This is a genomic window from Pseudomonas sp. PDM17 (assembly GCF_014851985.1).
Classification (GTDB): domain Bacteria; phylum Pseudomonadota; class Gammaproteobacteria; order Pseudomonadales; family Pseudomonadaceae; genus Pseudomonas.
The window spans coordinates 119,154-144,232 of the sequence record NZ_JACVAT010000010.1; the positions used below are offsets into that span (position 1 = coordinate 119,154).

Genomic DNA, 25,079 nt, shown 5'->3' on the forward strand with positions numbered 1-25,079 from the left:
CAACAATCCATACAGATCACCTGCAGGAGCGATGAGCGCTGTCTCACTCCCACTCCCGTACCTGGCGTACCTCCACACAGCCCAGCCGCCCCGGTGGAATCTTCGCGGCGATGCGCTCAGCCTCCGCCATGCTCTGCGCCTCGATCAGGTAGAAGCCGCCCAACTGCTCCCGCGTCTCGGCAAACGGCCCGTCGGTAACGACTAGCTTTTCCCCCTGCCCACGCAATGTGCGCCCCGTTGGCGTCGGCAGCAGCGCGTTGGCCGCAAGGTAATTCCCGCTGCGCCGCAGCTGTTCGCTGTAGGTCATGCAGTCGTCAACGATGCCACGCAGCTCAGCCTCCGGCAGCTCGGCCGCCTTGCGCTCGTCGAAGTAGATCATGCAGAGAAACTTCATCGCCCTTGTCCTCGTTCTTGTCCGTTTTATCAGAAAGGTCCGTCGTCCCAGCGTAGCCCCGAACGCCGCGCGCTTGCCGTGGCCCGCCTGCCGGTAGACCAGCGGCATGGACAAGCGTGCCAGATAGGCGGAAGATGCGCGCGCCGGCAACGGCGCCGGCCTCAACGAGGAAAGTCAGATGGCGAAGAAATCCAAACGGCCAAACAAGGCCAAGTCTGTGGTCGCACAGCCCCTGTTCCGCAGCCGCCAGGAACAGCCGCTCAAAGGCAAAGGCAGCTACCGCCGCGAAGCCTCCCGAAATTGGGAGGCTTCTTCGCTTCTGGCGGCCTGAAATCTTCAGAAAACCTGAACCACCCCCGCCCTTTAGCTTTCAACCGGACAGCCAAGCCCTGGAGGTCCTCACAATGAAAGCCCCGCTGATCCTCGCCATCCTCGCCCTTCCCTTCAGCCTGTCCGCCCATGCGTTCTGCTCCGACCAGGAAGCCGAAGCCAAGGGCAAGCAAGTCGCCGCCAAGGTCACCGAAGTCACCCGCAGCGATCCCCAGCGCGCACAGAAGCTCAATGAAAAACTCGCGGAAATGAAGAAGTCTCGCTCCAGCGAACAGCGCCCGGACGACTGCGCCGCCTATGACGACATGCTGAAGGAACTGAACCAGAGCGCGCCGAAGGTTGATCAGGAAACCGGCAACACGCCCAAGCAGTAGCGCGCCAGTCCTGCAGGAGCGAGCTACGCCCGCGATCGCGCCCATGGGGCGCTCCTGCATGGATATTCTGTTTCACCGCCCAGCAGATGTTTCCGTCCCGGGGGAATTTTCCCGCAGCCGCGTCATCGAATTTGCACACCCGCCGCATCTGCACAACGCAGACGCGTCACAGCGGCCATGTTAAGGTGGCCCCTCCCCTGCCAGTTCCCGAGGAGAGCAATGCGCAAGCCTGTTTCACCTGTTGTCGGCCAACGCTGCCTGCTCGTTGCCGCCCTGTCCCTGGCCAGCTTCGGTCTGCTGACCTCCTGTACCGAGCCGCCGCCCAAGGGCGCCGCCGCTGCACACATACAACCCACGCAGAGCTTCGCCCAGTGGCGCGATGGCTTCCGCACCCAGGCGCTGGCCGCCGGCATCCGTGCGCAGACCTTCGACACCGCGTTCGAAGGTATTGAGCCGGACGACTCCGTCGTCACCGCCGACCGCAGCCAGCCCGAGTTCAGCCGCCCCGTCTGGCAGTATCTGGAAAGCGCTGTCTCCCCCGCGCGAGTGCGCAACGGCCAAGACCGTCTGCAGCAGAACAACGAGGTGCTGCAACGCATTGACAGCACCTACGACGTGGACCGCGAAACCGTCGTGGCCATCTGGGGCATGGAGAGTAATTTCGGCCAGCAGATGGGCAGCAAGAACGTCATCCGCTCCCTGGCCACCCTGGCCTATGAAGGCCGGCGCCCGGACTTCGGCCGCGACCAGTTGATCGCCGCGCTGCAGATCCTCCAGCACGGCGACGTGCCGCCCGGCAACATGATCGGCTCCTGGGCCGGCGCCATGGGCCAGACCCAGTTCATCCCGACCACCTACAACCAGTACGCCGTAGACTTCGACGGCGACGGGCGGCGCGACATCTGGGGCTCATCCTCCGACGCCCTGGCCTCCACCGCCAACTACCTGAAGACTTCCGGCTGGCAGCGAGGGCAGACCTGGGGCTTCGAAGTACGCCTGCCACAGGGCTTCGACTACGCCCTGGCGGAGATGAGCATTCAAAAGCCCATGGCCGAATGGCTACGTCTGGGCGTGCGGCCTGCCAGTGGCACCCTGCCTTCGGACCCGCAGGCCAGCGTCTCACTGGTGCTGCCGGCAGGCTATCGCGGCCCTGGATTCCTGGTGACAGACAACTTCCGCGCCATCCTCAAGTACAACAACTCCACCTCCTACGCCCTCGCAGTAGGCCTGTTGGCCGACAGTTTCAAAGGTGGCGGCCAGTTGGCAGGGCGCTGGCCGGTGGAAGACGCCCCACTGAGCCGCAGTGAGCGCATCGAGCTGCAACAGACCCTGGCCGACCGCGGCCTGGCACCCGGTACAGCGGACGGCATCATCGGCGCTAATACGCGCAAGGCGATCCGTGCCTTCCAGCAGTCCATCGAGCAACCTGCCGACGGCTACCCTACCCCGGCACTGCTACGGCAATTGCGCAACACGAATTGACTAAGGCAGGAAAAGGCGCCCGAAGGCGCCTTGGTCCTTGCCGTGCCCGACGCCCAAGACTCAAGAGACTAACAACACTTAGAAGCGCTCCATCTTTTAGCAATTGAATACTTACTCCTTTCGCACTACCAGGACTTGCCAACACAGAACCAACAGTCGACGTACCGTTCATCCGCACGAAAACAACCGTCTGGATCACGCACTCCTGCAACTGAATATGAAACCCGGTTTCCTTGGCTGTTGAACCTACACTGGGGAAATCCACCAGGGCGGATCTATCCAGAAGGACAGTCTATTTCGCAGCTCCTAAGGAAACTGTGCAAGTCGGCGCTATAAACTGAAAATGAACGGGACTAGTTATCTGACTGCCAAATTTCCAGGTGCACTGCCCAAATGTGCCGCCCGGTATACACCCCCAAGTTTCCGTCCTGATATCCGAAGCGCACGAGACTCTCCTGGAAGACTCCAGGGGCCAGTGAGATGTTAGTGCGCACCAGATCAAGCTTGTAGGTATAGACTGCGGTCGAACTGGCTGCTGCCTTGGTGTGTTGAGCATTCTGACCGTAGTTATCCCCAGCACTCCTCCCATAGCTGGTGGGCCTGATTATCAGTCCGTCAGGCAAGTACATGCGGCACCCCAAACCTTGCAGACTTATCCCGTAGCTATTCGAAATCTTCTACCCATCCTGCAGAGGCGATTGAGGGGTGTAGTTCATTGCCCGGAAATCATTGACTACTCCAGCGCCGGCGCAATTAACTGTCAGCGTGGCGATCGCGAAACCTGGCCGACAGGAGTGGTTTTGCTGATGAACACGACTGCCGGGGAAATTGGGCTTGCCACTATATTTCCGGAACAATAAGCAAAAGACTCCCCACTAGTAACCAGCAGCGGCAGCGGCAGCGGCAGCGGCAGCGGCAGCGGCAGCGGCAGCGGCAGCATGCGACCTAAGATTTTACCGAGAGAGAGCCGGCAGGCTACAGCCAAGTCCAAGAGGACTCGAACATATTCTGGAGCGGCTTTCACAAAGAGAAAACCACTGATTTGAATACTGTCTTTTCGGGTGCCTGCTTCATTAAAGTTGGTTCTGAGCCAATGCAGATTTACCCAACACAGTCCGGCAGGTCGCATCCGTCTTCATAAAAGGGGCGTCCTTCTTAGCACCAGCCGGCAGTTGATAGTTGATCTGACAGCGCTGGCCGGAGCCCTCGCCCCACTTGACCATCAGTTCTCCCGTGGAGGCCAGGCCCCGCAAGAAAACACGGCCGCCCTGCCCCACCATGGACAGGCTGTTACCTTTGGCATCCAGTACTTCGGCACCAAGAGGGATGACTTCGCCGTCGTCGCGCTTCACTGTCATCAGCACAGGCGCACCGGTCACTGTCGGGTACTTGAGCATGACGATGGAGCCGAAGCGCGGCGCCACACTTTGGGAAGTGACCTGCAGTTCGACATCCTCGGAGGTGCCCTTGGGGTCGATCTCGATGTCGTTCTGACGGTAGGGGGTCAGCCCCCCCACGACGGCATAGCCGTTGCCAGCCACCTTGGCGCCGACGTTGGAGTTGATGGCCGCACCTTCGGCGCCCTTGGCTTCGAGAACGGCCAGGGTCTCCCCCTGGTTCTGGCTGAAGTTGACACCGCCAGGGTGCACGACGATCGCGCCGCGCGCGCCCACACCTGCCTGCTTGTAGCCGTCGCCACCACTGGCGTTGGCGTTGTAGACGGCGTAGGGCGAGTTGTAGGTGACGCTGCCACCGCCGTTGTACTTGCGATCGCTATCGACCTTGTTGCCAGAGCCATACACGGAATAGCTGAGCTGGCGCTGTTCGCCCGTGGTACCACTGAGAGTGGTCTGCACATTGTTGTTCTTGCTGTCGGTGACGTTGAGGTTGGTCGTCAGCGACAGAGGGTTGTCACTGTCCGTGCCGATCGGGATGTTGACGCTGAGCATGTAGGTGTTCTGGTAGTCGCTGCGGCTCAGGTTGTCATTCCAGTCGCTTCTGCCGTTGTTGACCGAGCTGCCAATGCTGGTTCGCGACGCACTCAGGTTGACGGTTCCCCAGTTGAAACCGGTGCTGTAGCCAGCCTGGAAACTGGTGTCGGTGTCGCTGCGGTTCCAATAGTTCTGCTTGGATCCGCTGACGTACAAGGAGCTGCGCTCGCCGACCGGTTGGTTGAGCGTCAATTGGTAGCGGTTGCGCTGGCGGTCGAACTCGTACTTCTCGCTGAGGCGGCCCCACACCTGGGCGTAATCCTGCAGGCTCAGGTAGTTTTCACTGTTGAAGCGGTAGGCGGCAATGGTCATGTTGGTGGAGGTGGCCTCCAGCAACTTGCTGTAGGTCAGCCGGTAACTCTGGCCACTCATGTCGGACTTGATGCCATAGCGATCGGTCGGCAGGTCGGTGGCACGCGACTGGGTGACGTCCGCCGCCAATGCCCCCAGCGCGGTACTGAAGGCGAGGCCTCCCTGGGCGGCCTGGTAGGAGTTGGCAACGATGCCGCCGGTGTAAGCCGTCATGAAATTGTTGAGGCCGTACTGGTAGGTGCCCTGGCCAAAGTTGGGTTCGCGATCGAGGGTCTTGTCGTGGTACTGGCCCGCTGTCGCGCTGTAGCGGGACACGCCCGGACGGACCAGTTGTCCGACGGAGGCATAGGGCACCAGGAATGACTTCACACGGCCGTCAGCTTCGGTGACCTCTACTGTCAGGTCTCCGGCGTAGCCGGTGTTGAACAGGTCGTTGATCTCAAATGGGCCTGGCGCCACGGTGGTTTCGTAGATGACGCTCTCACCTTGCTTGATCCGTACCCGCGCATTGGTTTCCGCTACACCGCGAATATCCGGCGCGAATCCGCGTTGGGAGTCCGGCAGCATCCGGTCGTCGCTGCCCAGTTGGACGCCGGTGAAAGGCACGGAGTCGAACAGGTCACTGGGAGTGTAGTACTGGCCCGCGGTGAACTGGGACTTCAGGCTGGTGACATCGCGCTGGGCATAGCTACTAATGGACTGGTAGCTGCTCTGCGTCGGGCTGCCATCGGTCTTGCCATGGTTATAGGTACCGTTGTAACGCAGGCGCCAATCCGCCAGGTTCATGCCAGCGTTGATGCCGGCATAGGCTTGGGTGGAGTCGGAGCCCTGACTGTCGGTGCGATACAGGTTGGTGTCGTAGTTGAGGAAACCGGCGGCGACTCCGCCGTCCCATTGCGACGGGTCAACGTAGCCGCGGACCTGACGGCCAACGTAGAGCTGCGGAATGGACACACGGGCCGTCAGTTCGGAGAGGTCGACGTCGATCTTGCCGTCCGGGACGGCAGCGGCGAAGTCGACGCAGTCACCGGTGACGAGCTTCTGGTTCTCCACGGGCAACTTGCTGACAGCGACGCCCAGCTCAGGGAGTTGCGCCGCCTTGACGCAATATCGAGAGGTCGCATCCTTGCCGCTGCCATTGGCTACGGCAGTTATCGGCATACGACCGATCCAGGAATCATTGACGTAGACGTCCAGCCGGTAGGTGCCCGGCTCCACCGGCGTGCCATTCTCGAATCGCGAGACATCCACGCTGGGGGTGCTACCGCCATTGTCGAAGAAGTTGGGGTTGAACGCGGCGAAGGAAGGGGAATCATGGCGAGTGCCTGAGGATGCTCCCTTATTGGCAGGCTCTGCAGCCATAACAGCGCCACTCCCTAGCATCAGCAAGGCGCTCACTACCAGGCTGCAGCCAACGGCCACCGGTGAGGCTGCATGCTCTGCGACGGCGGCAGCCAGCGATGATCGCCTGAACTGCTGGAAGTATGTGCCTTGCTTCAGATCCATGGTTTTCTCCAGTCGTCCGCCATTCTCAGGACGAACGAATCCTCGCCGCGCGGAGTGCCAGGCGGCGGAACCTAGTGAGGTTGAATGCAACTGGCCGGACTCAATCCGGCCATGCTCAGGTAGCAGCTATCAGAGGGCGCTCTCGTGCTGGCTCAATGCGCCGTAGTCCGTCACCCACTGGTAATCAACCTTGGCGCCGGCACCCGGGTGACCCGTGAGGCTCGGCAAAGGGAAGTCCATGCTGCTGCCCGGTGCGAGCATCTTCACGTCGTCCTTGCGCACGTCGTAACTCCTGCCGTCGGCGACAAGCTGAACGCTGGCAAGGGAGACGTGGAATGCCGTGCTATTGCGAGCGCGGATCACGTAACCACTACCGGCCTGGACGACCGACCAGGTCAGGCTTTCCGCAGCCTGGTTCGGGTTGCCCTCCAGACCGTCAGGGCGATAGAAGATCTTCATCCGCGAACGCACGGCAACCTGCAGGAAGTTGGACTCCTGATCCTTTGGCATGGGGGGAACGTCCAGCACGTTCAGCCAGAATACGGTCTCCTGCTTTTTGGAAGCAGCATCATCGCCGGTGTAGACCAGACGCAGAGTCTGCCCCTTCTTGGCCTCGACACGAGTGATGGGGGGCGTGATCAGGAACGGGCCATCGGCCTTATCGGCGGTAAGTTTCTCGTTGCCCCTGTCGACCCAGGCCTGCACCAGGGAAGGCTGTTCGCCAATATTGGTCATCTTGATGGAGACCTCCCGATCTTTGGCGGGATAGACGACACGGGAGCCCTGGATCACGATGCCTGCCTGAGCCAGGCCGCACCAGAAGGTCGCCACGCTCAGGCAACCGGCGAACCAGAAGGATTTTGAAGTCAGACTTGCCATTGCACGATCACCTTAGAAGACCGGAGGAGGCCCGAGATGGAACGCCTCCCCCGGGTATTGCCAACCGCGAGCGTCGAGATCGACGCAGACCGATTAGTAGGTCAGGGTCCAGTAACCGACGGTCTGCAGCTTGCCAGCGGTGGCGGAGCCAGCCTGGGAGTAGTACTGCGCCATGTACTTCAGGGTGGCGCTGCCATCGGCGGCCGGAGTGAACATGTAACCGGCGTCGGTGTTGATGTTGATGGCGGTGCCAGTCGGGTCGAGCAGACGAACGGTGGCGTTGGTACCGGTGACGGTATTCAACAGGGTGCCAGCGCTGTCGACCCGGCCGGTGATTTCCCACTTGGCAGTGGTGGCGCTGACCGGGCAGTTGGTCAGGCTGAAGGTGAACGGGGTATTGCCTGCCCAGCTATTGGCGCCGGCGAGGGCGCTCTTGTTGACGGTCGGCAGGGTCACGTCGACGACGGCGGAGCCTTGCTTGCCGTTTACTTCACAAGTCTGGTCCAGCACCTCGCCGTTGAAGTTGACCTGTGCGTCATAGGCGAAGGCGCCAACGGAAGCGGAGGAGAGAATTGCAACTACGAGCAGCTTTTTCATGTTGTTCACTCAGCAGTGTGATCGGGATGCCGGGGGCCTCGTTCCCAATCGATTCGGGCCACATTGGTGCTCCCCATGGCATTGCGCGCCGCCAGGAACAATGGCGAGCGACCCTGTGAATTCTGCTGATGACACAACGTTTCGGCTGTCAGTCGAGACGCTAATACCGCCGGGAATAGTCCGAATGAAAAAGGGGAATTCCTACACATCAGGAACCAGGATGACGGGGTGAGCGAAGTGGTCGGCAACGAAAAAGGCCGCCTCTCTTGCGAGAGGCGGCCTTTTCTTCAAGCAGCGACGGCCGGAGATATCCGGCGAGCGATCAACCGATCTTGGTGCCGTGGGCCTGCTGGTCGGCGTGATACGAGGAGCGCACCAGCGGGCCGGAGGCGACGTTCTTGAAGCCCATTTTCTCGCCTTCTTCGGCAAACCAGGCAAAGGTGTCCGGGTGGACGAAGCGCTGCACCGGCAGGTGGTTGCGCGAGGGCTGCAGGTACTGGCCGAGGGTCAGCATGTCGATGTCGTGCTCGCGCATGCGGTGCATGACTTCGATGACTTCCTCGTCGGTCTCGCCCAGGCCGAGCATCAGGCCAGACTTGGTCGGTACATGCGGGACCAGCTGCTTGAACTTCTGCAGCAGGTCGAGCGACCACTCGAAGTCGGAGCCCGGACGAGACGACTTGTACAGGCGCGGCACGGTTTCCAGGTTGTGGTTGAACACGTCCGGTGGCTCGTTGGCGGTGATTTCCAGGGCAATGTCCATGCGGCCGCGGTAGTCCGGGACCAGGGTCTCCAGTTGTACGCCGGGGGACAGCTTGCGGATTTCGCGCAGGCAGTCGGCGAAGTGCTGGGCGCCGCCGTCACGCAGGTCGTCGCGGTCCACTGAGGTGATCACCACGTACTTCAGACGCAGGTCGGCGATGGCGATGGCGAGGTTGGTCGGCTCATCGACATCCAGCGGCTTCGGACGGCCGTGGCCGACGTCGCAGAACGGGCAGCGACGGGTGCAGATGTCGCCCATGATCATGAAGGTCGCGGTGCCGCCGGAGAAGCACTCGCCCAGGTTCGGGCAGGAGGCCTCTTCGCAGACGCTGTGCAGCTTGTGCTTGCGCAGCAGTTGCTTGATGCGGTCGACCTCGGGGGAAACGGGGATGCGCACGCGAATCCAGTCGGGCTTCTTCGGCAGTTCGTCGGTGGGGATGATCTTCACCGGAATGCGCGCGACCTTCTCTGCGCCGCGCAGCTTGACGCCGACTTCCACCTTGCCCGGCTTGGCGGCCGGGGCGGCCTGGCCGGAATTCTCCACAACAGTGCTCATCTAGGTTCGATCCCGCCCGTTAGGGTCTTCTGTGCCGCGTAGCCAAGGCGTTCGACGAGTTCGCCACGCAGGCGCTCGCGCACCTCGGCCAATGCGATGGGGCCGGCCAGCTGACTCAGCTGGGTCATGGCCATGCCTGCGTAACCGCAGGGATTGATGCGTCGAAAGGGTTCCAGGTCCATGTCCACGTTGAGGGCCAGGCCATGGAAGGAGCGGCCGTTGCGGATGCGCAGGCCGAGAGATGCGATCTTCGCGCCGTCCACATAGACGCCCGGAGCGTCGGGTTTGGACACAGCGGTGACGCCGTAACTGTCGAGAAGGCCGATGAGGCTCTGCTCGATGCGCGAAACCAGGTCGCGCACGCCAATGCCGGAGCGGCGCACGTCGAGCATCAGGTAGGCGACCAGCTGGCCGGGGCCGTGGTAGGTCACCTGGCCGCCGCGGTCGACCTGGACGACCGGGATGTCGCCGGGGAACAGCACGTGCTCGGCCTTGCCGGCCTGGCCCTGGGTGAACACGCGTTCGTGTTCGAGCAGCCAGACTTCGTCGGGCGTGACGGGCTCGCGCTCGGCGGTGAAGCGCTGCATGGCGTGCCAGGTCGGCTCGTAAGGAAGGATACCCAGCTCACGAAAGCCCAGCGTTTCGCCCATCAGAGCACCATGTGGACGCGGCCGGTGGCGCGCAGGTCTTTATGGATGTTCTGCAATTGGTCGACGCCGGTGGCGGTGATCAGCACCTGCACGGACAGGAATCGGCCGTTGCGGCTGTCACGGGTGACCAGGGTGGTGATGTCGAGGTCCGGAGCGTGGCGCTGGATGACTTCGACGACCAGGTCGGGGAAGCCTTCGCCGGCGTCGCCGATGACCTTGATCGGGTAGCGTTCGCAGGGGAACTCGATCTTCGGTGCGGGCTGTTCGCTGGTATCGACGGAATCAGGGGTATCAGTCATGGCTCTCGCGGGCGGGTGGCCCGCCTCCGCATGAGCGTCCGGGATGGGGACGCTCCGGGTGGATCGGACTTCGGCCGCCGGGCCACGGGGACCAGGCAGTCGCAGGCGGGCATTTTACCCGAGTTTGCGACCGCGCGGGCGGGTCAATCCCGGTCTTGTATACAAAAGTACAAGACCGGGACGGGCGGTCAGTTGAACAGGCCGAAGAAGAACAGGCGGATGCTGTCCCAGATACGGCGGAAGAAGCCGCCTTCTTCCACGGCGTTGAGGGCGACGAGGTCGGCGGTGCGGACGACCTTGTCGTTCAGCTTGACTTCGACCTTGCCGATGACCTGGCCCTGCTGGATCGGCGCCATCAGGTTCGGCTCGACGACCATGTTGGCCTGCAGCTGCTTGAGCTGGCCGCGCGGCACGGTCATGGTCAGGTCTTCGGACAGGCCGGCTTTGACTTCGTGCTCGGAGCCTTTCCAGACCATGGCCTTGGTCAGCTCGGCGCCCTTCTTGTAGAAGGTCTGGGTTTCGAAGAAGCGGAAGCCGTAGGTCAGCAGCTTCTGGGTTTCGGCGGCGCGAGCCTGTTCGCTGTTGGTGCCGAACACCACGGCGATCATGCGCTGGCCGTCACGCACGGCGGAAGCCACCAGGCAGTAGCCGGCTTCGTCGGTGTGGCCGGTCTTCAGGCCGTCGACGGTCTTGTCGCGCCACAGCAGCAGGTTGCGGTTGGGCTGCTTGATGTTGTTCCAGAAGAACTCTTTCTGCGCGTAGATGGCGTAGTGAGTCGGCTCGCCGTAGATGATGGCGCGGGCCAGGGTGGCCATGTCCTTGGCGGACGAGTAGTGGTCCGGGTTGGGCAGGCCGGTGGCGTCCATGAAGTGGGAATTGGTCATGCCCAGCTTCTGCGCGGTGGTGTTCATCATGTCGGCGAAGGCGTCTTCGCTGCCGGCGATGTGCTCGGCCAGGGCGACGGAGGCGTCGTTGCCCGACTGGATGATGATGCCGTGCAGCAGGTCGCTCACCGAAACCTGGGAGCCGACCTTGATGAACATGCGCGAGCCGCCGGTGCGCCAGGCGTGTTCGCTGACGGTGACCAGGTCGGATTCGGCGATGCGGCCGCCTTCGATTTCCTTGGTGGCGATGTAGGCGGTCATCAGCTTGGTCAGGCTGGCGGGCGGCAGGCGCTCGTCACCGGCGTTCTCGACCAGGATGTTGCCGCTGGCGCCGTCCATCAGCACCCAGGCCTTGGCCGCGAGCTGCGGGGCGGCGGGAACGACTTCAGCTGCCCAGCTGGCCACGGGGGCGCTGAACAACACGAGCAAGGACAGGCGTTTGGCGAAGTTGAAGATGTTCATCCGTCTCTCTGGGGTTCACTAATGGTCAAACAATCCCCTTGGGGGGAACTCGGGTGCTGCGACCTCTGACGGGCCGCTGCGGCACGTGCGGTGGAATCTCAGTCCAGGCGCACGAGCTTGGGTTGGCCTAGATTGGCCACGCGGATGCTGTCCTGCATCCGACTTGCTTCATCCTGCGTTCCGATCGGTCCCAGGCGCACTCGGTACAAGGTCTGCTGGTTGACCACGACCGAGCTGATAAAGGATTTCGCCCCCGTCAGGCCGCCGACCTTCTCCTTGAGAAGCTCCGCAGCGTCCGGGTTGGCGAAGGCACCCACCTGGAGATACAGGCCATCGGCTGGTAATGAAGCGTTTTTTTTTGAGTCGATCTGGACCGGCGCCACAGGCGCGGCGTGTTGCGCCGGCGGCGGGGTGTAGGTTTCGATGGGCTGGGCCATGGCGACCGCCTGCGGCTGCGCGGCAGGCTGCGAGGCCATCTTCGGCAGGGCCATGATCATCGGCGGCTGCTTGCCCTGGGAGGCCCACCAGCGGTCGGGGTCGATGCCCTCTACCTTCACGTGGGCGGTGCCGGTCTCGGCATAGCCGAGTTTCTTGGCGGCGGCGAAGGACAGGTCGATCACCCGGTCGGAATAGAACGGGCCGCGGTCGTTGACGCGGACGATGACGCTCTTGCCGTTGTCCAGGTTGGTCACGCGGACGTAGCTCGGCAGCGGCAGGGTCTTGTGCGCAGCGGTCATGCCGTAAAGATCGTACTGCTCGCCGTTGGCGGTGGCCTGGCCATGGAACTTGGTGCCGTACCAGGAGGCGGTGCCGACCACGTTGTAGGTGTTCGCGTTGTTCAGCGGGTAGTAGGTCTTGCCCAGCACGGTATAGGGGTTGTTCTTGAACGGCCCGTTGTGCGGCATCGGCACGGCATCGGGGATGCGCGAGACGTCGACGTCCCACCAGGGCGCGCCGTCGCGGTGCGGGCGGTTGTAATCATAAGGCCCGGAAATGCCGCTGCTGGCCACCGGCTGCTGCTGGGGCGCACGGTTGCCGGTGCAACTGGCGAGGAACACGGTGCTCAGGCCAACGCAGGCGGCCAGCGACCAGAGGCCGGGACTTGCGATTCGCTTGCTCAATGGACACCTCGCGCCTTGGCGATCTCGCCGGCCAGCTGATGGACCGCCATGGCGTACATGGCGCTGCGGTTGTAACGGGTTATCACGTAGAAGTTCGGCAGCCCGACCCAGTATTCGGTGCCCTGTGCGCCTTCCAGGCGCATGGCGGTCACCATCAGGTCGTCGCGGATCACGTCATGGGTTCGCCAGCCCTGAGAGCGTAGCTGACCAAGGTTCATCTGCGGTTCCAGGCCTTGGGTGAGCGCGTCTTCGGCGGTGGAGGTGCCGATTTCCGCCTGCGACACCACCGGCTCGCCGGTATGCCAGCCGTGCTGCTTGAAGTAGTTGGCGACGCTGCCGATGGCATCGGTGGGGTCGCTCCAGATATTGATGTGGCCGTCGCCGTCGAAGTCCACGGCGTAGGCGCGGAAGCTGCTCGGCATGAACTGCGGCAGGCCCATGGCGCCGGCGTAGGAGCCGGTCAGGCTGAGCGGGTCGACCTGCTGTTCGCGGGCCAGCAGCAGGAACTGCTTGAGCTCCTTGCGGAAGAAGTCGGCGCGCGGCGGGTAGTCGAAGCCCAGGGTGGACAGCGCGTCCATCACCTTGAAGTTGCCGGTATTGCGGCCGAAGAAGGTCTCCACGCCGATGATGGAGACGATGTACTGGGCCGGCACGCCGTATTCCTGCTCGGCGCGGGCCAGGGCCTCGGCATTCTGGTTCCAGAAGTCCACGCCGCGGTTGATGCGCGCGTCGGTGACGAAGATCGGGCGGTATTCCTTCCAGGTCTTCACCCGCTCGGCGGGGCGGGAGATGGCGTCGAGGATGGACTGCTTGCGCTCCACGTCGTGGAAGAGGCCCATGAGCTGCTCGCCGGCGAAGCCGTAGTCACGGGTCATTTCGCTGACGAACTCGGCGACCTGAGGCGAACCATCGTAGTCGCCCGCGCCAGCGGCGCCGGACATGCCGATCGCCCCCGCGATTCCGACCCAATGCACCCCCCTGGCAGCCCAGGCGCGCAGTACTTGCATTCCTTTCTTCACTCTTGTCATCAAACCTGGGCGATCCACTTCCGGTGGGTGTGAATCGACATCAAAACGCCGAACCCTGACATCAGAGTCACCAGCGAAGTTCCGCCATAACTGATAAAGGGCAGCGGTACCCCCACCACTGGCAACAGTCCGCTGACCATACCAATGTTGACGAACACATACACGAAGAAGGTCATGGTGATACTGCCGGCAAGCAGCTTGCCGAACAGCGTCTGCGCCTGTGCCGTGATCACCAGCCCCCGGTAGATCACCAGCAGGTACAGCACCAGCAGGAGGCACACCCCGACCAGACCGAACTCTTCGCCGAGCACGGCAATGATAAAGTCCGTGTGGCTTTCGGGCAAAAAATCCAGATGGGACTGAGTGCCCAGCAGCCAGCCCTTGCCGAAGACGCCGCCGGAACCGATGGCCGCTTTGGACTGGATGATGTTCCAGCCGGTGCCCAGCGGATCGCTTTCCGGGTCGAGGAAGGTCAGTACGCGCTGCTTCTGGTAGTCGTGCATGACGAAGTACCACATGCCCACGGCGACCGGCACCGCAGCCGATACAGCCATGATGATCCAGCGCCAGCGCAGCCCGCCGACGAACAGCACGAAGGAGCCGGACGCCAGCACCAGCATGGCGGTGCCCAGGTCCGGCTGCTTGAGGATCAGCACGAAGGGCACGACGATCAGCGCCAGGCCCACCACGCTGTGCTTGAAACCCGGCGGCAACGAGCGCTTGGACAGGTACCAGGCGATCGTCATGGGCATCAGCAGCTTCATGAATTCCGCCGGCTGGAAGCGGATCACCCCGGGAATGTTGATCCAGCGGGTCGCGCCCATGGCGTTGTGACCCATCACGTCCACCACCACCAGCAGCGCCACGCCGATCAGGTAGCCCAGCGGCACCCAGCGGGCGAGGAAGCGCGGCTCGATCTGCGCCAGCACGAACATCGCGCCCAGGCCCAGGCCGAACGACGAGGCCTGCTTGATCAGCAGGTCCCAGCTCTTGCCGCTGGCGGAATACAGGACGAACAGGCCGACCGAGCCCAGGGTCACCAGCAGCAGGAGCAGCAGGCCGTCAATGTGCAGGCGCTGCAGCAGGCTGGAGCGCCGCTTCATCACGTCTTCGCTGGACAGTGTGCGGTCGAAATTTCCGTTCATGGTCATGGTTTGGGCGCCTCCGCCGTGGTCTGCGGTGCGTATTCGGCCTTGAGCTTGCCGGTCTCGTCGAGCAACCAGGCGTCGGTCACGGCCTTCAGTACGGGGGCGGCAACGCCGGAGCCGGACTCACCGTTCTCCACCATCACGGCCACGGCTATCTGCGGGTTGTCCGCCGGAGCGAAACCGACGAACAAGGCATGGTCGCGGTGGCGCTCGAGCAGCTTGGAGCGGTTGTATTTCTCGCCCTGCTTGATCGCGACGACCTGCGCGGTACCGGACTTGCCGGCAATGCGGTAGACGGACGTCGCGCCGACCTTGTGCGCAGTGCCGCGAGCCCCATGGACTACCTGCTGCATGCCGTAGTCCACAAGGTTCCAGTTGTTCGGGTCCTTGAGTTTGATATCCGGCATCGGGTCCTCGTCGACCGGCGGCTTGCCGTCGATGGTCTTGGCCAGGTGCGGACGAATCCATTTGCCCTTGTTGGCCAGCAGCGCGGTCATCTGCGCCAGCTGCAGCGGCGTGGCCTGCATGTAGCCCTGGCCGATGCCGAGAATCAGGGTTTCGCCGGGGAACCAGGCCTGTCGGCGCAGCGCGCGCTTCCACTGGCGCGACGGCATCAGGCCTTCCGCTTCGCCGTACATGTCCAGGGCGACCCGCTGGCCGAAGCCGAACTCGCTCATGTAGTCGTGCAGGCGATCGATCCCCAGCTTATGCGCGAGGTCGTAGAAGTAGGTGTCGTTGGAGCGCATGATCGCGGTCTCCAGGGTCACCCAGCCGTCGCCCATGCGGTTCCAGTTGCGGTACTTGTGGTCGTAGTTCGGCAGTTGGTAATAGCCGGGGTCGAACACTCGGCTGGAGGGCGTCACGACGCCTGCATCGAGGCCGGCGATGGCCACCGCCGGTTTTACCGTCGAGCCCGGCGGGTACAGGCCGCGCAGCACGCGGTTGTACAACGGGCGGTCCTCGGAATCGCGCAGGGCCGCATAGTCCTTGAAGCTGATGCCGGTGACGAACAGGTTGGGGTCGTAGGCGGGCTGGCTGACCATGGCCAGCACTTCGCCGGTGGACGGCTGGATCGCCACGATGGCGCCGCGCCGGCCGGCCAGTGCGGTTTCCGCGGCAGCCTGCAGCTTGCTGTCGATGCTCAGCACGATGTCACGGCCGGAGACCGGCTCGGTGCGCTTGAGCACGCGCAGGACGCGGCCACGGGCGTTGGTCTCGACTTCCTCGTAGCCAACTGTGCCGTGCAGCGCGTCCTCATAGAATTTTTCCACGCCGGTCTTGCCGATGTGGTGGGTGCCCGAATAGGCCACCGGGTCGAGCTTCTTCAGTTCCGCCTCGTTGATCCGCCCGACATAGCCGACCGAGTGGGCGAAGTGCTCGCCCAGCGGGTAATGGCGGACGAACTGCGCAGCCACGTCGACGCCGTTGAGGCGGTACTGGTTAACCGCGATGCGGGCGATCTGCTCCTCGGACAGCTCGAACATGATCGGCACCGGCTCGAACGGCCGGCGCCCCTGTTTCATGCGCTTCTCGAAGATAGCCTTGTCTTCCTCGGTGAGGCCGAGGATCTCCACCAGGGTCTTGAGCGTCTCCTGCAGGTTCTCGGTGCGCTCGCGGGTGATGGTCAGGCTGAAGCTGGGGCGGTTGTCGGCGATGATCACCCCGTTGCGGTCGAAGATCAGCCCGCGATTGGGCGGAATCGGCTGCACGTGGACGCGGTTGTTCTCCGACAGCGTCGAGTGGTAGTCGTACTGCGTCACCTGCAGGTGATACATGCGCGCCACCAACACCAGGGCGAGCAGGAAGATCGCCACCCCGCCGACGATGACGCGGGCGCGGACCAGACGGGCGTCCTTCTCGTGGTCCTTGAGCTGTATCGGCTGCGGCATCGAAAACGGCTACGACTACTTGTGGTAGGGGTGCCCGGACAAAACCGTCCAGGCGCGGTAGATCTGCTCGCCGACCAGAATCCGCACCAGTGGGTGCGGCAGGGTCAGCGGCGACAGCGACCAGCGCTGCTCGCTGCGCGCGCAGACCTCCGGCGCCAGGCCTTCCGGCCCACCGACCATGAGGTTGACAGTGCGCGCGTCCAGGCGCCAGCGGTCAAGCTCCTGCGCCAGCTGGGGGGTGCTCCAGGGCTTGCCTTCGACTTCCAGGGTGACGATGCGTTCCCCCGGCTGGACCTTGCTCAGCATGGCCTCGCCTTCCTGGCGGATCAGCCGCGCCACGTCGGCATTCTTGCCACGCGTGTTGAGCGGAATTTCCACCAGTTCCAGGGACAGCTCCGAGGGCAGGCGCTTGACGTACTCCGCCCAGCCCTCTTCCACCCAGCGCGGCATGCGCGAGCCGACCGCGATCAGACGCAGACGCACGGCAGGCTTACTCGGCGCTGTGGTGAGCGCGGCTCTGCTCGGCGCCCTGCCACAGGCGTTCCAGGTCGTAGAACTGGCGGGTGGCCGGCTGCATGACATGGACCACGACGTTGGCGAGGTCGATCAGGACCCACTCGCCGCCTTCCTGGCCTTCGCTGCCGATCGGGCGCACGCCCTGTTCCTTGACCTTTTCCAGGATGTTGTCGGCCAGCGACTTGACCTGACGGCTGGAGGCGCCGGTGGCGATGACCATGACGTCGGTGATGCTGGTCTTCTCGCGCACGTCGATGACGGTGATGTCCTGCGCCTTGAGATCTTCCAGGGCGGCGATGGTCAGTTCGACCAGTTGTTCGGTTTGCATGTATGACTCTCTAGCTTGATCAGTGAGACGCCTGGTACAGGCCGTGCGCCTCGATATAGTTCAATACCGCATCCGGCACCAGGTAGCGCACCGAGCGCCCCTGCGACAGGAGTTGGCGGATCTGGGTGGCGGATACTGCCAGCGGCGTCTGCCAGACGAAGGTGATCTGCCCGGCCGGGCCGGTCATCGCCTTCGGGTCGGCAACACTGCGCGCCGCCAGCAGGTCGCGCAGGTCTTCCGGCGGCTCGCTGTCGGCATCCGGGCGCTGCAGCACGACGATATGACAGTGCTCCAGCAACTCTTCCCAGCGATGCCAGGTCGGCAGGCCGCAAAATGCGTCCCAGCCGACCAGCAGGAACAACTGGTCCCGCTCATCCAGCTCCCCACGCAGCGACTCCAGGGTGTCGATGGTGTAGGAGGGTTTGTCACGCTTCAGCTCGCGGTCATCGACCACCAGCGGGGTCACGCCGGCTACCGCCAGCTCGACCATCGCCAGCCGCTGCTCCGGTTTCACCTGGGGGGTGTCGCGGTGCGGCGGGCGGAAGTTGGGGATCAGGCGCAACTCGTCGAAGTCGAACTGCTCGGCCATCTCCAGCGCACTGCGCAGGTGACCGATGTGCACCGGGTCGAAGGTGCCACCGAACAGACCGACCCGACGGGAACGCGCCTTGTTCATCAGGTCCGCACGTGTCCGTCGCCGAACACCACGTATTTCTCGCTGGTCAGGCCTTCCAGGCCGACCGGGCCGCGGGCGTGCAGCTTGTCGGTGGAAATGCCGATCTCCGCGCCCAGGCCGTATTCGAAGCCATCGGCGAAGCGGGTCGAGGCGTTGACCATGACCGAGGCCGAGTCCACTTCGGTGAGGAAGCGGCGGGCATCGGTGAAGTTCTCGGTAATGATCGCGTCGGTGTGCTGCGAGCCGTAGGTGTTGATGTGCTCGATGGCCGCATCGAGGCCGTCGACGATGCGGATCGACAGGATCGGCGCGTTGTACTCGGTGCGCCAGTCTTCCTCGGTGGCTTCCAGTACGTCGGCGCCCAGCAGCGCGCGGGTGGCGGCATCGCCGCGCAGTTCCACGCCCTTGTCACGGTAGATGGCGGCCAGCGGCGGCAGCACGCGGTCGGCGATGCCGGCGTGAACCAGCAGCGTCTCCATGGTGTTGCACGGCGCGTAGCGCTGGGTCTTCGAGTTGTCGGCGACGCGGATTGCCTTGTCGAGGTCGGCGGCGATGTCGATATAGACGTGGCAGATGCCGTCCAGGTGCTTGATCACCGGGACCTTGGCGTCACGGCTGATGCGCTCGATCAGGCCCTTGCCGCCACGCGGAACGATGACGTCGACGTACTCGGGCATGGTGATCAGCGCGCCGACAGCGGCGCGGTCGGTGGTTTCCACCACCTGCACGGCGCTGGCCGGCAGGCCGGCGGCGGCCAAGCCGGTCTGGATGCACGCAGCGATCGCCTGGTTGGAGTGGATCGCTTCGGAACCACCACGCAGGATGGTCGCGTTGCCGGACTTCAGGCACAGGCTGGCGGCGTCGATGGTCACGTTCGGACGGGATTCGTAGATGATCCCCACCACGCCCAGGGGCACGCGCATCTTGCCCAGCTGGATGCCGGACGGCACGTAGCGCATGTCGCGGATCTCGCCGATAGGGTCCGGCAGCGTGGCGACCTGGCGCAGGCCTTCGATCATGTCGTCGATGCGCGCCGGCGTCAGGGCCAGGCGGTCGAGCATGGCGGGCTCCAGACCGTTGGCACGGCCATTGGCCAGATCCTGTTCGTTGGCTTCGGTCAGCTGGGCGCGGGCGGCGTCCAGGGCATCGGCTGCGGCCAGCAGGGCTTGGTTCTTCTGCGCGGTCGTGGCGCGCGCGACAACGCGCGACGCTTCACGGGCGGCGCGGCCCAGGCGGCTCATATAGTCGAGAACGGACTCGGTCATGATCTAACGCGTCTGCGTGAGGGAAATGCGCAAGTATAGCGGGAGCGCCCCCTCAGCGGCCAGCCACAGCAGCCGGCCGGTCAGCGACGCGCTTCGCGTAACGCCAGCGCCCGTCATCCCCCGCCCGCCGGTTACATCCGACACTCCCCGCCCCTCCCTGCCGCCCGAAGGTTGGGTAAACAAATTCGTATCGGCTGGTTACTTTGCAAGCATGGCTCATTGCCCCCGCAGCGTTCGCATTGCCAGGGAGGCACGCCAGGGAAGAACAACAAGAGGCGGTCCACCGCCGGAGAACTGCCATGCGCTATCGCACCGATTACAGCGCCCAGTCCCTGACCACCGCCCCGGCGGTGCTGGAACTGGACGGTTGGCAACTGCACTACCAGGCCTTCTCTTCACGGGAGGATGACACCCGCCCGCCGGTCCTTCTGCTGGGCGGCGCGTTCCAGAGCTTCCGCTCCTTCGCCAGCGAGGTCTCGGAGCTGCTCGCCGGGCACCCGGTGATCCTGCTCGACCTGCCCAGCCAGGGCGGCAACCTGCAACTGGCGCCAGAGCTGAGCCTGGAGGACCTGGCCGACCTGATCGCCGCCTTTGCACAAACCCTGCAGTTGCCGCCGCTGATGCCCATCGGGCTGTCCTACGGCTCGGCGCTAGCCGCGCTGTTCGCCGCCCGCCACCCGGCGCGCTGCGGCCGCCTGCTGCTGGCCGGCATCACCGCCTTCGGCCGCCCCGGCGCCCGCGCGCTGCTGGTGGAGGCCCTGGCGCGCCTGGAACTGGGCGAGCAGACGCCTTTCGCCCACGGCGTGCTGACCGGCCTGATCAACCCGCTGCGCCTGGCCGATACGGGCGTTTCCCCGGTATTCCGCAAGGCCCTGCTGCGCCAACTGCAGCGTCTGACCCCGGCGGAGATCGAGCGCTACCGGCAGAACAGCCAGCGCCTGCTGGCCTTCGGCGGCTTCGACCGCCACCCGCAGTGCCCGACCCTGGTGTTGGCCGGCGAGTACGACCACTTCACCCAGCCCTGGGAGCATGCCGAATTTGCCCACGCCTGCGCGGACGCCGAGTTCGCGCTGATCCACAACGCCGACCACCTGGCCCAGTTCGAGCGCCGCGACGCCTGCGCGCGGCTGTACAACCCGTTCTTGCGCGGTGAAGCACTGCCGCGCAGCGCCGCCGGCAGCACACGCTTCCAGCGCCAGCAGCTGCTGCACCTGGAACGCCGCTTCGAACCGCGCCTGGCGCCGACCGACACACGCGCCGTGCTGCGCAACGGGGAAGGTGGCGAATGGCGCTGCGAGCTGGCGGAGCTGGGGTATTTCGGCGGACTGATCCGCGTCGCGCTGCCGGCCGATCGTCCTTCGCGCGGCTGGAAACTGGCCGCCGCCGGCCTGCCGGAGCTGGATATCCTGCCGCTGCGTTACCGCGGCGACGGCCTGGCCTTCATCTTCGCCCACGGCGACCCGCAGGCCAGCGCGGCGCTGGCGGCAATGGTGGTGCCGATGCAGCAGGGAGCGTGTGCGGCTTGAAGGACCGCTGGCTGGTTGAAACCCTGGGCGCCCCGGCGCTCAGGCATTCCCCTCACCCTAACCCTCTCCCAAGGGGAGAGGGCTGGGGTGAGGGAAACGCGCTGACACCGTCGACCTGCATTGGCACTGTTCGCGAGCCTAGGAACTAAACCCGCGCCTCGATCACCCGCACCAGACTCGGCATCCGCCCCTTGGGCAACCCCAGCCCCGCGCCATCCACCTGCGGATCGAGGACAGCCACCCGGCCGAACCCGCAGCCGTTGAACGCCTGCTCGATCTCGCCGGCGCTGCGGTAATGCAGCGGATAGCCGCCACGCGTCAGCCGGCCAATCAGCCCGACGCCCCAGCGGATCTGCCGGTAGCGCGGATGTTCGCGCAGGTCGGGATACAGTTCGGTCAGGTAGGTCGCGTCCGGGAACACCCGCAGGGCGGCCGCCAGACGGCGCCAGAAGCCCTCGATCACCGGGCGCTGAAAGTAGTTCACCAGACCCTCGGTAATCACCGTCACCGGGCGGTCGCGGTCCAGCTCGGAGAACAGAGCCGCCAGGCTTTGCTCGCCCTGTTCGGCGAGGATATCCACGGCCCGCACGCGGTGCTTGCCGTCCAGCCAGCCCTGTTCCTGCAGCAGCGCAGACTTGCGTGCCGCCATCGGCGGCAGGTCGGCTTCAATGTAAGTCAGCTGGGGATAGCGTTCGCGGAAGCGCCGGCCACGGGGCGAAAGCCCGCAGGCGATCTCCACCACCTGGGTAACGCCGCGCAATTCGATGGCCTGGGTCAGCCGGGCATCGATCAGCAGGTGACGTTGTAACAGGAAGTCTTCGATATTCAGCCCGAAGCCGATCCGCGCCCCCCAGTTGATCGGCGCCACACAGCCGTGCACCCAGCGGCCGAACGCCGTGGCGAAGGCCGGATCGGCCAGTTGGTGGCGATACCAGACGTAACCGGTGTAGTGCGCGCTGGGGGTGATGTGGGCGCTGTCGGCCCGGATCCGTTCAGCCATGCTTAAGAATCTTGTTGTTATGATCCCCCAGCCTAAGACCGGCCCGAGAACCGCGACAATCCGATGCCCGCCGAACCCAACCTAAGTTTGCCCTGGCCCGATGCGAATCCGCTGCCGGACGCCTTCTTCAACCGCGACGCCCTCACCGTCGCCCGCGAGCTGCTGGGCAAGGTGATCCGCCACCGGGTCGGCGAGCTGTGGCTATCCGCGCGGATCATCGAGACCGAAGCCTATTACCTGGCCGAGAAAGGCAGCCACGCCTCGCTGGGCTACACCGAGAAGCGCAAGGCGCTGTTCCTTGATGGCGGGCACATCTACATGTATTACGCCCGCGGCGGCGACTCGCTGAACTTCAGCGCCGGCGGTGCGGGCAATGCGGTGCTGATCAAGTCCGGCCACCCCTGGCTCGATCGCATTTCCGGCGACGCCGCCCTGGCCTGCATGCGCCGGCTCAACCCCGCCGCTGACGGCAGCGAGCGCGCGCTGGGCAAGCTGTGCTCCGGCCAGACCCTGCTCTGCCGCTCCATGGGCCTGAAGGTGCCGGACTGGGACGCCCAGCGTTTCGACCCGCAGCGCCTGTTCGTCGACGATCTCGGCGAGCAGCCCTCGCTGGTCATCCAGGCCGCGCGCCTGGGCATTCCCCACGGCCGCGACGAACACCTGCAGTACCGCTTCGTCGATGCCGCCTTCGCCAGCTTCTGTACACGCAACCCTTTGCGCCGCGGACAGGTCGAAGGCCACGACTACCACCTGCTCGGAACCCAGGACGCCACCTTCCGATGATCGATCTCGCCGCCTTCAACACCTGGATGGCCACCCATCCGCAATGGCTCGCCCTGGTCCTGTTCCTGGTCGCCTTCCTCGAATGCGCCGCCGTCATCGGCATCATCCTGCCCGGCGTGGTGATGCTCTTCGCCATTGCCGTGCTGGCCGGCAGCGGCGCCCTCGGCCTGGGGGAAACCCTGGCGCTGGCGTTCTTCGGCGGCTTGCTGGGTGATGTGTCGTCCTACTGGATCGGCCGCCACTTCCACCAGGACATTCGCCGCCTGCCGGTGCTGCGCCACCATCCGGAATGGATGGCCGCCGCCGAAGGTTTCTTCCACCGCTACGGCGTCGCCAGCCTGCTGGTGGGCCGCTTCATCGGCGCGCTACGGCCGTTCCTGCCGATGATCGCCGGTATGCTCGACATGCCGTTCGGGCGCTTCCTGGCAGTCTCCATCGTGGCCGCCGCCGGCTGGTCGATCGCCTACCTGGTGCCCGGCTGGGCCACCGGCGCGGCCATGCGCCTGCCGCTGCCCGAGGGCTTCTGGCCGCAGGCCGGGGTGGTCGCCGCCTGCGTCGCCGCGGTGCTGGCCCTGATCACCCACGCCGAGCTGCGCAAGGAGCGCAAGGCTGCGCTGATCGGCGCAGCCGGCTGTTTCGCGCTGCTGATCGCCATGCTGATCGGCTGGCCGCACCTCGATGCTTTGGACAAGGGCCTGATGGCGCTGGTACAGGAACACCGCCACGCCTGGCTGGACGATGTGATGGTGGCCGTCACCCGCGTCGGCGACTTCCGCACCCAGTTCATCGCCGGCGCTTTGCTGGCGGTGCTGCTGGCCGCGCTGCGACTATGGCGCCACGCGTTCTTCGCCGCCGGCACCATGGTCGGCACCGCCCTGCTCAACACCACCCTCAAGCACCTGTTCAGCCGCGCGCGCCCCGAAGTGATCGCCGACCCGCTGTCCGCCTTCAGCATGCCCAGCGGGCACAGCTCGGCCTCCTTCGCCTTCTTCCTGGTGCTTGGCGTGCTGGCCAGCCGCGAGAAGTCCCCACGCGTACGCCTGACCTGGATGCTGCTGGCAGTGATCCCTGCCGCCAGCATCGCGCTGTCGCGCGTGTACCTGGGCGCCCACTGGCCCAGCGACATCATTGCCGGCGCCCTGCTCGGTGCCTCGGTATGCGCCGCCAGCCTGTGGATAAGCCAGCTCCGCAGCGAGCTGCCGGCCCTGGCGCCACGCATCTGGTGGAGCCTGCTGCCGACCGCCATGGTGCTGCTGGCGGTGGCCAGCGCCTGGGGCCTGTCTGCGGCGATCCACCGCTACACGCCGCTCTGATCCCGCGTCAGGCCCAGGGGCGCTCGCGCATCAACTCGGTGCAGCGCCACTGGACGAACTCGCGCAGCTGGGTCACCGCCCGGCTGAGCTGGGCGCGGTGGGTACAGAACAGGTTCATCGGCGTGGCCTCGCCCAGGTAATCTGCCAGCGCCACCTCCAGCCTGCCGGCCTGCACGTCAGCCGCGACGTCCAGCCAGGACTTGTAGACCACCCCCTGCCCCGCCACAGCCCAGCGCCGTACCACATCGGCATCGTCGCAAAGGCGGTCGCCGCGCACCGCCACCACATGCTGCTTGCGGCTGTCGCTGAAGCTCCAGCGCTCATGGGCGCGTCCTCCCAGCATGTAGAGCAGGCAATTGTGCCGGTGCAGCTCGTCCGGGTGCGTCGGCTTGCCGTGGCGTGCGAAATACTCGGGAGCGGCACAGAGCACGCGGCGATTGTCCGGGGCCAGCGGCAGCGCCACCAGGTTGGAATCACCCGGCTGGCCGAGACGGAAGGCCACGTCCACCGGTTGCCGGTAGAGATCGGCCTGGCGGTCGCTGATCAGCAGACGCAGGTTCATTCGCGGGTGCAGCGCCTGGAATTCGTCGAGCCAGGGGAGCAACACGTTGCGGCCGAAGTCCGACGGCGCCGAGACCTGGAAGTTGCCGGCAATCTCGCTCTTGCCGCCGGCCAGCAGCTGGCGGCCGTCGTCCAGGCTTTGCAGCGCGGCACGAGCGTGGGCCAGGTACAGCTCGCCCTCGGCAGTCAGACGCAGGCTGCGGGTAGAACGGGCGAACAGGCGCACATCCAGCTCGCTTTCCAGGCGTTTGAGCGCCGCGCTGGCCACCGCCGGTGACAGCTCCAGCTCACGGGCGGCGGCCGAGAGGCTGCCCCGCTCGGCGGTGCGGACGAAGATCTGCAGGTCGTCGAAACGCAGCATTTTCAAAAATCCTTTGAAAGAGACTCTCTACTTACGCGGTTTTTCTTCCCAACGAAAGAGAGCAGCATGCCCTCACCTTCCCCGCC

25 protein-coding genes are annotated in these 25,079 nt (G+C 64.7%); 6 read left to right on the forward strand and 19 right to left on the reverse strand.

Going from position 1 to position 25,079, the window contains the following annotated elements; all coding sequences use genetic code 11:
* Positions 1–43: 43 nt before the first annotated feature.
* Positions 44–394, reverse strand: a complete 351-nt coding sequence (locus tag IB256_RS28005) for a YciI family protein (RefSeq protein WP_192404784.1) — start codon at positions 392–394, stop codon at positions 44–46.
* Between the two features lie 178 nt (positions 395–572).
* On the opposite strand from IB256_RS28005, the gene arfA reads away from it, so the two are divergent.
* The 3 genes from arfA to IB256_RS28020 all read left to right on the forward strand — a co-directional run bounded on the left by arfA (position 573) and on the right by IB256_RS28020 (position 2,580).
* On the forward strand, positions 573–725 hold the full coding sequence (gene arfA, locus IB256_RS28010; protein ID WP_192290487.1) for an alternative ribosome rescue factor ArfA: 153 nt from the start codon (positions 573–575) through the stop codon (positions 723–725).
* Between the two features lie 73 nt (positions 726–798).
* On the forward strand, positions 799–1,098 hold the full coding sequence (locus IB256_RS28015; RefSeq protein ID WP_192290489.1) for a hypothetical protein: 300 nt from the start codon (positions 799–801) through the stop codon (positions 1,096–1,098).
* 219 nt (positions 1,099–1,317) lie between these two features.
* Positions 1,318–2,580, forward strand: a complete 1,263-nt coding sequence (locus IB256_RS28020; protein WP_192290491.1) for a lytic murein transglycosylase — start codon at positions 1,318–1,320, stop codon at positions 2,578–2,580.
* A gap of 760 nt (positions 2,581–3,340) precedes the next feature.
* On the opposite strand, the gene IB256_RS28025 is transcribed toward IB256_RS28020, so the two are convergent.
* The 16 genes from IB256_RS28025 to IB256_RS28100 form a co-directional block, all read right to left on the reverse strand.
* On the reverse strand, positions 3,341–3,709 hold the full coding sequence (locus tag IB256_RS28025) for a hypothetical protein (RefSeq protein ID WP_192404819.1): 369 nt from the start codon (positions 3,707–3,709) through the stop codon (positions 3,341–3,343).
* Positions 3,654–6,245, reverse strand: a complete 2,592-nt coding sequence (locus tag IB256_RS28030; protein WP_225601997.1) for a fimbria/pilus outer membrane usher protein — start codon at positions 6,243–6,245, stop codon at positions 3,654–3,656. Before IB256_RS28030 ends, IB256_RS28025 begins: the two co-directional genes overlap by 56 nt.
* Positions 6,246–6,518: 273 nt before the next feature.
* Positions 6,519–7,268: a molecular chaperone gene (locus IB256_RS28035; protein WP_192404786.1), complete on the reverse strand. Its 750-nt coding sequence runs from the start codon at positions 7,266–7,268 to the stop codon at positions 6,519–6,521.
* Positions 7,269–7,361: 93 nt separating this feature from the next.
* On the reverse strand, positions 7,362–7,865 hold the full coding sequence (locus tag IB256_RS28040; protein WP_192404787.1) for a fimbrial protein: 504 nt from the start codon (positions 7,863–7,865) through the stop codon (positions 7,362–7,364).
* Positions 7,866–8,187: 322 nt separating this feature from the next.
* A complete protein-coding gene (gene lipA, locus IB256_RS28045; RefSeq protein ID WP_192290498.1) occupies positions 8,188–9,183 on the reverse strand; it encodes a lipoyl synthase in 996 nt (331 codons plus the stop codon).
* Positions 9,180–9,833: a lipoyl(octanoyl) transferase LipB gene (gene lipB / locus IB256_RS28050; protein WP_192290500.1), complete on the reverse strand. Its 654-nt coding sequence runs from the start codon at positions 9,831–9,833 to the stop codon at positions 9,180–9,182. Before lipB ends, lipA begins: the two co-directional genes overlap by 4 nt.
* Entirely contained in the window at positions 9,833–10,132 is a 300-nt protein-coding gene (locus IB256_RS28055) for a DUF493 domain-containing protein (protein WP_045215124.1), read from the reverse strand. The genes lipB and IB256_RS28055 overlap by 1 nt, the downstream gene beginning before the upstream one ends.
* Before the next feature lie 188 nt (positions 10,133–10,320).
* The gene (locus tag IB256_RS28060) at positions 10,321–11,478 is read right to left on the reverse strand and encodes a D-alanyl-D-alanine carboxypeptidase family protein (protein ID WP_138216919.1); all 1,158 of its coding nucleotides are present in this window, start codon (positions 11,476–11,478) and stop codon (positions 10,321–10,323) included.
* Positions 11,479–11,576: 98 nt separating this feature from the next.
* Positions 11,577–12,599: a septal ring lytic transglycosylase RlpA family protein gene (locus IB256_RS28065; protein WP_192404788.1), complete on the reverse strand. Its 1,023-nt coding sequence runs from the start codon at positions 12,597–12,599 to the stop codon at positions 11,577–11,579.
* The gene (gene mltB, locus IB256_RS28070; protein ID WP_138216917.1) at positions 12,596–13,618 is read right to left on the reverse strand and encodes a lytic murein transglycosylase B; all 1,023 of its coding nucleotides are present in this window, start codon (positions 13,616–13,618) and stop codon (positions 12,596–12,598) included. The genes IB256_RS28065 and mltB overlap by 4 nt, the downstream gene beginning before the upstream one ends.
* Before the next feature lie 8 nt (positions 13,619–13,626).
* Entirely contained in the window at positions 13,627–14,730 is a 1,104-nt protein-coding gene (gene rodA, locus IB256_RS28075; RefSeq protein ID WP_138216950.1) for a rod shape-determining protein RodA, read from the reverse strand.
* A gap of 44 nt (positions 14,731–14,774) precedes the next feature.
* Complete coding sequence (gene mrdA, locus IB256_RS28080; protein ID WP_192224564.1) at positions 14,775–16,664, reverse strand: penicillin-binding protein 2; 1,890 nt, start codon at positions 16,662–16,664, stop codon at positions 14,775–14,777.
* Between the two features lie 15 nt (positions 16,665–16,679).
* The gene (gene rlmH / locus IB256_RS28085) at positions 16,680–17,147 is read right to left on the reverse strand and encodes a 23S rRNA (pseudouridine(1915)-N(3))-methyltransferase RlmH (RefSeq protein WP_015475414.1); all 468 of its coding nucleotides are present in this window, start codon (positions 17,145–17,147) and stop codon (positions 16,680–16,682) included.
* A 7-nt stretch (positions 17,148–17,154) separates the two neighbouring features.
* A complete protein-coding gene (gene rsfS / locus IB256_RS28090; RefSeq protein WP_192404789.1) occupies positions 17,155–17,508 on the reverse strand; it encodes a ribosome silencing factor in 354 nt (117 codons plus the stop codon).
* A gap of 19 nt (positions 17,509–17,527) precedes the next feature.
* Positions 17,528–18,184, reverse strand: coding sequence for a nicotinate-nucleotide adenylyltransferase (nadD, locus tag IB256_RS28095; RefSeq protein WP_192290504.1), 657 nt, complete (start codon positions 18,182–18,184; stop codon positions 17,528–17,530).
* The gene (locus tag IB256_RS28100) at positions 18,184–19,449 is read right to left on the reverse strand and encodes a glutamate-5-semialdehyde dehydrogenase (RefSeq protein ID WP_192290506.1); all 1,266 of its coding nucleotides are present in this window, start codon (positions 19,447–19,449) and stop codon (positions 18,184–18,186) included. Before IB256_RS28100 ends, nadD begins: the two co-directional genes overlap by 1 nt.
* A 299-nt stretch (positions 19,450–19,748) precedes the next feature.
* On the opposite strand from IB256_RS28100, the gene IB256_RS28105 reads away from it, so the two are divergent.
* Positions 19,749–20,975, forward strand: a complete 1,227-nt coding sequence (locus IB256_RS28105) for an alpha/beta fold hydrolase (protein ID WP_192290508.1) — start codon at positions 19,749–19,751, stop codon at positions 20,973–20,975.
* 145 nt (positions 20,976–21,120) lie between these two features.
* Here the strand turns inward: IB256_RS28105 and IB256_RS28110 are convergent, their stop codons facing one another.
* Complete coding sequence (locus IB256_RS28110) at positions 21,121–21,975, reverse strand: class I SAM-dependent methyltransferase (protein ID WP_192290510.1); 855 nt, start codon at positions 21,973–21,975, stop codon at positions 21,121–21,123.
* A gap of 63 nt (positions 21,976–22,038) precedes the next feature.
* Between IB256_RS28110 and IB256_RS28115 the strand changes: the two genes are divergently transcribed.
* Together IB256_RS28115 and IB256_RS28120 are read left to right on the forward strand one after the other, a co-directional pair.
* Positions 22,039–22,758 (forward strand): DNA-3-methyladenine glycosylase, encoded by a 720-nt coding sequence (locus IB256_RS28115; protein ID WP_192404790.1) that lies wholly within the window; start codon positions 22,039–22,041, stop codon positions 22,756–22,758.
* Positions 22,755–24,071: a bifunctional DedA family/phosphatase PAP2 family protein gene (locus tag IB256_RS28120; RefSeq protein ID WP_192404791.1), complete on the forward strand. Its 1,317-nt coding sequence runs from the start codon at positions 22,755–22,757 to the stop codon at positions 24,069–24,071. The genes IB256_RS28115 and IB256_RS28120 overlap by 4 nt, the downstream gene beginning before the upstream one ends.
* 7 nt (positions 24,072–24,078) lie before the next feature.
* Here IB256_RS28120 and IB256_RS28125 read toward each other — a convergent pair whose 3' ends face one another.
* Positions 24,079–24,993, reverse strand: a complete 915-nt coding sequence (locus IB256_RS28125; protein ID WP_192290516.1) for a LysR family transcriptional regulator — start codon at positions 24,991–24,993, stop codon at positions 24,079–24,081.
* Between the last annotated feature and the right edge of the window lie 86 nt (positions 24,994–25,079).